Here is a 384-nt window from a genome sequence, read left to right as displayed (position 1 = left end):
CTCCACACTCCCGAGTGCCGCCTCTTGGGTTTCCCCCAAGGTTGACGCGGACTGGTAGCGCACCTGCACTGTTCCGATTGAACTCGGCACCACCCAGCTCGAAATGGCCCCGGCCATTGTCACGTTACTCAGCAGAGACGATTGGCCATTCACATCGTTCAGCAACACTCCGCTCCCATCCGCCAAGTACACGCCACTGATTCCCTGAACATCCAGCAGCGGGAAACGTGCTCTCACTTGCGACACCAATGCACTCGACTTCGGAACCTGGGCCGTCACCATGAGAGCATTCTGCCCAGTCCCCAGCACAGGCGAGTCCGCCACCAGCGTCGTCCGGTTCACGTGCCCGTACGGGTCATAGTCCGCCACTCCTGTCACCCGACG

The 384-nt window shown here is 60.9% G+C and carries 1 protein-coding gene; it reads right to left on the bottom strand.

Features of this window, described 5'->3' with window-relative positions; all coding sequences use genetic code 11:
- Positions 1-282, bottom strand: a 282-nt coding sequence (locus D7Y04_RS46320; RefSeq protein ID WP_233601895.1) for a hypothetical protein, incomplete at its 3' end; no start/stop codon positions are given.
- Positions 283-384 lie beyond the last annotated feature (102 nt).

Source organism: Corallococcus sp. AB038B (assembly GCF_003668955.1).
Classification (GTDB): Bacteria; Myxococcota; Myxococcia; order Myxococcales; family Myxococcaceae; genus Corallococcus; species Corallococcus exiguus.
This window is presented reverse-complemented; position numbering and strand designations above follow the sequence as displayed.